5 protein-coding genes are annotated in these 8,261 nt (G+C 68.7%); 4 read left to right on the top strand and 1 reads right to left on the bottom strand.

The window, feature by feature from the left end; all coding sequences use genetic code 11:
- The first annotated feature begins 97 nt into the window (after positions 1-97).
- The 4 genes from AA75_RS01545 to AA75_RS01525 all read left to right on the top strand — a co-directional run bounded on the left by AA75_RS01545 (position 98) and on the right by AA75_RS01525 (position 4,900).
- On the top strand, positions 98-865 hold the full coding sequence (locus tag AA75_RS01545; protein ID WP_051811561.1) for an ATP-binding protein: 768 nt from the start codon (positions 98-100) through the stop codon (positions 863-865).
- Between the two features lie 443 nt (positions 866-1,308).
- Complete coding sequence (locus AA75_RS01535; RefSeq protein WP_233288874.1) at positions 1,309-2,292, top strand: serine/threonine protein kinase; 984 nt, start codon at positions 1,309-1,311, stop codon at positions 2,290-2,292.
- 20 nt (positions 2,293-2,312) lie between these two features.
- Positions 2,313-2,894 (top strand): ABC-three component system middle component 2, encoded by a 582-nt coding sequence (locus AA75_RS01530; protein ID WP_033817834.1) that lies wholly within the window; start codon positions 2,313-2,315, stop codon positions 2,892-2,894.
- The gene (locus AA75_RS01525; RefSeq protein WP_033817833.1) at positions 2,891-4,900 is read left to right on the top strand and encodes a hypothetical protein; all 2,010 of its coding nucleotides are present in this window, start codon (positions 2,891-2,893) and stop codon (positions 4,898-4,900) included. Before AA75_RS01530 ends, AA75_RS01525 begins: the two co-directional genes overlap by 4 nt.
- Before the next feature lie 268 nt (positions 4,901-5,168).
- On the opposite strand, the gene AA75_RS01520 is transcribed toward AA75_RS01525, so the two are convergent.
- The gene (locus AA75_RS01520; protein WP_051811559.1) at positions 5,169-7,772 is read right to left on the bottom strand and encodes a DEAD/DEAH box helicase; all 2,604 of its coding nucleotides are present in this window, start codon (positions 7,770-7,772) and stop codon (positions 5,169-5,171) included.
- Positions 7,773-8,261 lie beyond the last annotated feature (489 nt).

Below are 8,261 nucleotides of genomic sequence, written 5' to 3'. Positions count from 1 at the left end.
TGATCCCGCCTACGCCCGCCCCACCGGACTGGCCCACCCCTGCGACCGTGAGAACCGCTTCCCGTCCCAGCCCGCCGCCGCACCACGAGGACACCCCGTGACCCGCCGCCTGCCACCCCCGGCCGCCGACCAGTACACCGCCCTGCCCGAAGCCCGCCTGGTGGCCACCCGCTCCCTGCTGACTGTGCGCGACAACCTCGCCGACACCATCGCCGCCCGCGCCATGACCTGCATCTACGGCGGCGCCGGCTTCGGCAAGACCGTCGCCGTCACCAGTTGCCTACGCGAACTCGAACCCGCCGAGGACATCCACCGCATCACCTTCCACACCCGCCCCACCACCCGCGCGGTGCGCCACGAACTCTTCACCAGCCTCCAACTACCAGGCCAGCCCCCGCGCTACGCCAGCGAGTTCGACCACCTCCTCAAGACCACCCTCGCCGCCCACCCCCGCACCCTCGTCCTGGACGAGGCCCAGTGGCTCTCCAGCGACCAGCTCGAGTACATCCGCTACCTCTGGGACGACCCCTACACCCAGCTCGCCGTCGTCTTCGTCGGGGGAGAGGGCTGCTACCAGACCCTCCGCAAGGAGCCCATGCTCTCCTCCAGGATCTTCATCTGGCAGCGCCTGACCCGCCTGGCCCCCGAAGAGGTCTTGGACGTCATCCCGCTCTACCACCCGATCTGGGCCGAAGCCGACCCCGCCGACATCGCCTTCGCCGACCAGCACGCCGCCCACGGCAACTTTCGCAACTGGGCCCGCCTGACCGCCCACACCCACACAGCCCTCCAACGCACCGGCCGCACCCACGTCGACCAAGAAGTCCTCCGATGGGCCTTCAGCCGCCTCGCCCCAACCGGCTGAAAATCGAACAAGAGCGCTTCAATTCAAGCGCTCTTGTTCGATTCCCATCCCGTTGCCACCGCCCACTCCACCCCTGTGCTCGGCAAGCCCCGCGAGCTGGCCCAAGAGCTCGGCCTGGATGTCGCCGCCCCACCCGAACTCCCGCAGCTGCGCGACGTGCAGAACCCCGGGGGCAAGCGCCCGAAGCGGCTGCGCCCGCCTCCCACTGGCCGCTACCGTCGGCGTTGCCCCCAGCACACCCGCCCCTGTGTGGAGACTCCACCCATGACGCTGCGACACAGTGACCTCCACTACCGCAGAGGCGTGCTGCCAGGGCATGGCGGCAGGTTGTGAAGGACTATTGATCAGTTGAATCCCGGACGATACGATCACGACCCTCACCGTGCGTTGCTCAGCGGGCACTGTCGGCTCGCGTGGTCGATTGGTCAACCGTGGGGGTGTCCATGCCCGATCAGGCGATAGCCGTTGCAGCTGGTGTTCCGCCGATCAGTTTCTCCGCGCACGAGAACCGGAGCGGCAGTGCGGGTGGCGCCCGGGACAACTTCGAAACGATGATCGCCCAACTGGCCGCTGCTATCAGGCCAGGCGTCCGCAGGATCGCCGCCCATCCCGGGGACTGGGGCATCGACGCCTTTGTCGGAGACCTGGGCGGCGCGATTGCGGTGTGGCAGTCGAAGTACTTCTATCCAGTCACCAAAGCCACGCACAAGCGGACGATCCAGGACTCATTCGACTCGGCCCTCGCCGCTGCAAAGACGCATGGGTACACGGTGGAGATGTGGGTGCTGTGCATCCCCTCCAGCATGGACGGGCCCACGGCGAAGTGGTGGGATGGCTGGAAGCCGAAGCAGGAGAGGGACTACGGGCTCGTCATCGAACTGTGGGACGAGACCGCGCTCCGGACCGCCCTGCACTCCCCCGAGGGGGACTCGGTCCGGCGCGCTTACTACGAGCCCTTCACTCCGGTCCCCCAGCAGGGTCAGGGGCACGAGCAACTGCGGCTCGTGCTGGACGTCGAGGAGGAGAAAGGCGCCGAGCTCGAGGCCGCGCTCTTCGTTCGGCAGATGACCGCAGCCGGCCACGTCGAGCTCGACTCCGCGAAGCGCCAGTTCTTCAACGCCGACCTGGTCGCCCGCGAGATCGCGCACAAGGCGGTCCCCGCCGAGACCGCCGCCCTGAGCTCAGCCGACGCGACACTGCACGGACTGTGGGAGATGCAGTTCAACGATTGCACAGCCGAAGGCGTCCTCGGCTCCCTCCACAGCAGGGTCTGGCGTGACGTGCGAACCGAACACGAACGCCTTCCCAAGATCCTCCGGCTGGAAGTCGTCCACGCATGGGGCCTGGTCCACCGCCTCGTCGACAACCGCAAGGCCGGTTGGGTCAAGCACTGGCGTGAGATCGCCGCCACCCACCAGGACATCTGACCCACGAGAGGAGCAAGCCCATGCAGACCCGCCGCTCGGTCGTCATGCCCGAGGACGAGGTGCAGTTCCGGCTCGCCCAGCTCCTCCTGCTCCTGGACGCCGTCTCCGGCCACGATCAGTACGGCGCCAGCCTGGAGCGCATCGGATACTACGACTTCCTCTCCGCCAACCCGTTCCTCGTCGTCGCCTCCGACGACCGGGACGCCGGGAGACTGCGCCTGGCGGGCTTCGACCCCCAGGTCCTGGCCTACGCTTCCTCGTCACAGCGCTTCACCAGCCGCCGCGAGCGCATCCAGCACGACCTCGCCCTGCTGGTCGCCTACGACTGCTGCGCGGTCAGCAACCACGACAAAGCACTCCACTACGCGATCACCGACACCGGCCGCACCCTTGGCACCCGCCTCACCGCCACCTACGCGACCAGCTTCAGCACCGCGGCCGCCATCGTCGTGCGCCGCCTGCGCAGGCTCAGTGACAAGGCACTGCGCGAACAGACCGCCCAGTGGCTTCGCCCAGCCGGCCACGACGGCCCCGCCGCCGCACTCCTCGGCATCCTCGGCACCGGGCCGACTCCCTTCACCGACACCCCCTGGGGAGAGTGACCGCCGTGCAGATCCCGCAGGGCATCCGCATCCGCCGGCTGCGCCTGGCCGGCGTCGGGCGGACCTACGACGTCGACTTCACCGCTGGCGGCCAAGTCCGCAACCTCTCCCTGGTGGCCGGCGCTTTCAGCTCCGGCAAGACCGCCGTGCTGGAGTTCATCGCCTACGGCCTCGGCGCCAAGCGCCACCCCAGGCACCAGGAGATCCTCAGCAAGGTCCGCTCCTGCCTCCTGGAGGTCGAGCTCTCCGGCGATCCGTACGTCATCGAACGATCGGTCGGCGAACCCTCCAAGATCGCCTACATCCGCGGCGGCACCATCGATGCCCCCAGCCTCACACCGCCCGAAGCCCGGCGCCTAGACCCCCCCGAGAGTCTCTCCAGCCTGCTCCTGAGCCACTGCAAGCTCGAAGGCGTCCAGCTCCGCGAAGCCCCCACCCAGAGCGAATCCCGCACCGACCCGCTCAGCTTCCGCGACCTCATGTGGCTCACCTTCCTGCCCAACGAACGCGTCGCCGACAAGAACTTCCTCTTCGAGAACGACCGCATGCGCAAGCACAAGCTGCGCCAGGTCGTCGACGTCATCTTCGGCGTCCACGACGACCGCGCCGTCGAACTCGGCAACCGGATCCAAGCGCTCGAGTCCCGTCGCAACCACGCCAAGAACGACCTATCCGCCGCCCGCGCCTTCGTCGCCGAACAGGACCCCAGCGCCCTCAACACCGACCCGACCGCCAGCAACCCCGCCGAGCAGGAACTCGCAGACATCACCGCCCAGCTGGCCCAGATCGACCAGCACGCCCGCGCCGCCACCGACTTCGCCGCCGGGCTGCGCCACAGCCACCAAGAAGCCGCCAAGCAAGCCCGCCGCACCGCCGCAGTAGTGCGCGACCACGAGACCCAGCTCGCCCGCATGATGCCGCTGCGCGCCCAGTACGTCGACGACCTCCTCAAGCTCGGCATGCTCGCCCAGGCGAAGCAGCTCTTCGACCCCCTGCGGGTCACCACCTGCCCGGCCTGCCTCAACCGGCTCCCCGCTCCGCCCGCAGCGGAGGCCGGCCACTGCACCCTCTGCGCCCACGAGCTGCAGCCCACCGCCAGCACCCTCACCCTGGGTGAGGCAGCCCAACTCAGCGCTCCTCCTGAGGGGCAGCTGGACGTCGCCGCAGAGGTCCGCGCCACCAAGGCACGCCTGAAGGAGATCACCGCCTACATCGAGGACCTCGGCACCTCACTCTCACACGGGAAGCTGCAAGCAGAGCAAGCGCGCCTGGTAGAAGAACGAGCCGCCGCCGCCCTCGATGAGGCAACAGCCCCCGCCGTCTCCACCTACCTCGCGGCCCGGGACGAGCTGCACCGCCAACGCGAACAGGCCCTGCGCCGTCTCGAGCAGGCCCGTAGCACAGCCAAGCTCCAAGAGGGCATCGCCAAGCGCGCCACAGCGGTGGCCCGCCTCGAAGGACAGCTCACCCAGCTGCGGGAAGAACTCAGCAGCCTCGGCGACGCCACCCGCGACAGGGACGCGGTGATCGGCCGTGTCAGCGCCCGCTACGGCGAACTGCTCAGGGCGTGGCACTACCCGAAGGTCAGCCTGCCGCGCATCGGTGAGGACCTTACCCCGTTCGTCCGCGGCGAGTCGTACCACGAAGCATCCTCAGGGGCCCGAACGCTTCTGACCCTGGCCTGGCAGCTGGCCGTCTTCGAGATCGCGGTCGAGAGCGGCGCGGCCCACCCCGGCTTCCTCATGATCGACAGCCCGCAGAAGAACCTCGGCCACGGTGGCACCCTCGACGCCGTGATCGCCGACGCTGTGAGCATCAGCGACTTCTACGACCACCTCGCTGCCTGGCTCGGCGACCGCGGCGTCCGCGCACAGCTCATCGTGGCCGACAACAGTCCACCGCTCACGGTGGAGGACTGCGTCGTGGTGCGCTACAGCCGCAGCGAGGACCATCCGCCCTATGGCCTGATCGACGACGAGACCGAAAGCGCTGATACCCGGACCTGATGTGCTGCTCCGGGTAGCCTGGCCAGGAGGCAGGTGCCGTGGACGGGCGGTGGCGGGCTGCTTCCGTGCGCGTCCTTTTGACGGTGTGTCAGGGCAAGGCTTGGACGAGCACCGGCCTGCTGAGTTCGTGAGTGTGGCGGGAAGCTCGGCTCGCCGTCGAGCTGCTGTTCTTGGTCGGCCGTCCGTCCCTGACGGAGGGCCGACCAGTCCTGACCTGCCAACCTCGTGGTGAGTGGGAATCGCGGGAGTGTCCGGGGAATCCCACTGGCTATGCCTGCGCCCACTCCACCCCGTGCTCGGCGAGTTGGGCGAGCTGACCGGGCGTCAGCTTGGCGCGGCGGGCCTTGGCGTTGTTGAGAAATGCACCCAGGGCCACCTCGATGACGCCCTGCTTCTCGCCGTCCGCTCCAGCCTCCACCTCCACGACCTGGCGGTGCGGGCGCGGAACGCGCGGGTGGTCGTGCTCGGCGACGAACGCGGCCAAGGCGGCGATGCCGAGCGCGAACCTGTCGGTCCGGGAGACCTTCGGCCGGGCGTCGGCCGCGGCCTTCGCCGCCACCAGCTCGGGGTCGGCCTCGATGCCGATCGCGGCCAGCAGCTCCTGCTGCTCCGTCTCCAGGCCCGGGTGGCTGGCCCGCTGCGCCAGCACCCACCGGCCGAGCTGCTCACCCTCGAACACCGTCGACTCCGGCAGCTCCGCCCACTCGACCTGGCCGTCCGACTCCAGCCACCACTGCCTGGCGGCGCTGTAGGTGCGCTGCCAGGCGATCGGCCAGGCCGGGCACCACCAGGGGTCGATCTCCTCCAGCGCCCGCCTGCGCTCCGGCGCCAGCGCCCCCAGCTCACCCTCCGGTACCTGCGCGGCGGAACGCAGTTCGGCCAGCCAGGTGCCGATGGCGTACCCGCCGATCGAGGCCCGAGCCGGGGCAGCCAGGCTCCCGCCGTGGTCCTTCGCCCACACCCGCGCCCAGGAAAGGCCGGCCTCGAACCGCGCGTCGCTGACGGACCAGATCATGCCGAACCCGTCGAGCTGCTCCACCCTCCATGGCGCCAGCTCACCGGCCGCATTCTCCACCCGCCGGTCCGACAACCACCGCCCCAACGGATAGTTACCGTTCTCCCCGACCAGAGCCGCATAGGGCGCGTCAAGGTGCCCATGCTCCTTGTACCAATTCCGCACGTGGCCGATCGCCTCGCGCCACAACTGCGTTTCTCCCTTCAACACTCGGGAGGCGATGAACAGGGCCAGGACGTCGTCCCCGGGTTCGGACTCGAACCGCACCGGGAGCGTGAACGCTCCAGTGCCATCGCTGCCTCCACCATGCCCCTCACCAGGAGCATAGGCTGCCTCGGCGCTGCGCCCGGTTGTGCGGCGGCTGCTGCGCTGCGGCACCGCGAGGGCTTCGACCATGCGTTCGTCGTGTGACCGAAAAGCGGCCAGAATTTTGACGAGCCCGTTATAACTGTCAGACTCCAGAATATCCCCCGGACGCTCCCCGGGCTTGAGAAAGACGGGCACGATAAGGCTCGCCGTCTTCTTCTCCCCAGGCTTGACCCGAAGGGCCCGTCCGACGGCCTGGACGATATCGACCATGCTGCCACGGCCCGAAATCAGAACCGAATCTGCATTCGGGATATCGACTCCCTCGCCGAGAACCTTGCACTGGGCGATCACCCGATACCCCAGACCGTCATCCTCCTCGGTCAATCCAAACTCCCCGATGACCTCCGCCCGGAAATCCACCGAGTGCTCCCCAGAGAGCCACTGCGACCAGACCTCAGCCGGGTATTTCTCCGGGTCGCTCTTGTGAAGCCGCTCCACGGTCTGGTTCAGTGTCTCAGAGAAATATCGCGCCTCCAAGGTGCGGTTGTGGAAGGTGATGGTGCGCTTCAGGCCGCGCTCGGCCGCGACCTTCAGCAGCCCGGCCTGCATCGCCGCGAGCTGCTCGGCGGGCACCTCATCCGCACTGCCGTCCGGCGCCTCACCCACCCCGGCACCCCACGGCACCGGCTGCGCCTTGGCGGCGTCCCGGTCCGAGCGCGGGTCCCGCAGCTCGACCACCACCACCTCGAAGGGGGCCAGCAGCGATTTTTCCACTGCCTCGGCCAAGCCCATGGAGAACACCATCGGGCCGTAGATCCGCACGTCATCCATCGACACCGCCAGCTCCTCCGGCAACGGCTGGTGCGCCCCCTCACGGCCGGTGGAGGCCCTGAGCGCCTTGCCGGGCGGCGCCCAAATGCGCGGCGTAGCCGTGGCGTAGAGGCGCCTGGCCGCCGGGATCAGGCCCTGGTCGTGCACCACCGTCCACGTCTTCTCGACATGCCCCGACGAGCGGTGCGCCTCATCGCAGACCATCAGGTCCAGCGGCGCCAGCAGCTCCCCCTTGGCCCGGGCCCAGAAGGCGTACGCGTCCGCGACCGCCCCGACCGAGGCGTAGGTGGCGAACAGGGTCAGCGGGCGCCGGCCCTGGACCGCGTCGGCGATCCAGGAGGCGACCAGCAGGCCGTTGGTCGAGGCCTGCACCCCCACCGGCAGCTCGTCCTGGACCAGCGAGCACACCGCCCGCATCTCCCCGGAGCGGCCGGCCGCCAGCCAGGACCCGATCATCTGGGTGAGCAGGTTCAGGGTCGGCACCACCACCAGGACCACGCCGCGGGGCGCCAGGCGCTGCGCGGCGAACGCGCCGACGTACGACTTGCCGGTGCCGGTGGCCATCTGCACCGTCACCCGCAGACCGTTCGGAGCCGACTGCCCCGGACGCGGCGTCAGCCCCCGTACGATCGCCGCCACCGCCTCCTCCTGGTGCCCCCGCAGCTTGACCCCCTTCGAAGCTTCCACCGCCAGCAGACCCGGCTTCACAGCACCCATGGACCCTCTCCCCTCACCGAATACGAAATCCCGCACACCGCACCGCACGGATTGCCTGGCACCGCAGTCCTGATACATTTCACCGACTGGAGGCCTGAGAGTCTCAGGCCGGAAAAAACTGATTCGCTTTCTCGGGGATCTCAAGCCGCTTGAAGGACGGGAATTCGGAACTCCACGAAAAGCCGTGAGATCCAGGGTCCACAGGGTGTCTGCGGCAGGATCATCCGATGGCCAAGCTTGATACATCAGAGTCAGCGACACCAGACCACCGTAGCGCACCCGACCGTCCCATGAGGTTCGATTCACAGATCTGATGGACCACGGTCTAGACCAATCTGGCGGGAGTGAAGCTGGCCCGCACGCGCCCCCGCCGACCAACCCCGCCCTCTTAGTCAGCCCGTCGTAAGTCCAGCCATTTACCCAGCTCAACTATCTGATCGAGCGCCAGCCACCCGGGGCCGTGAAGCGAAGCGGAGCGGCCCCAGTCCG

The sequence above is a fragment of the Kitasatospora sp. MBT63 genome (assembly GCF_000710465.2).
Taxonomy (GTDB): domain Bacteria; phylum Actinomycetota; class Actinomycetes; order Streptomycetales; family Streptomycetaceae; genus Kitasatospora.
This window is presented reverse-complemented; position numbering and strand designations above follow the sequence as displayed.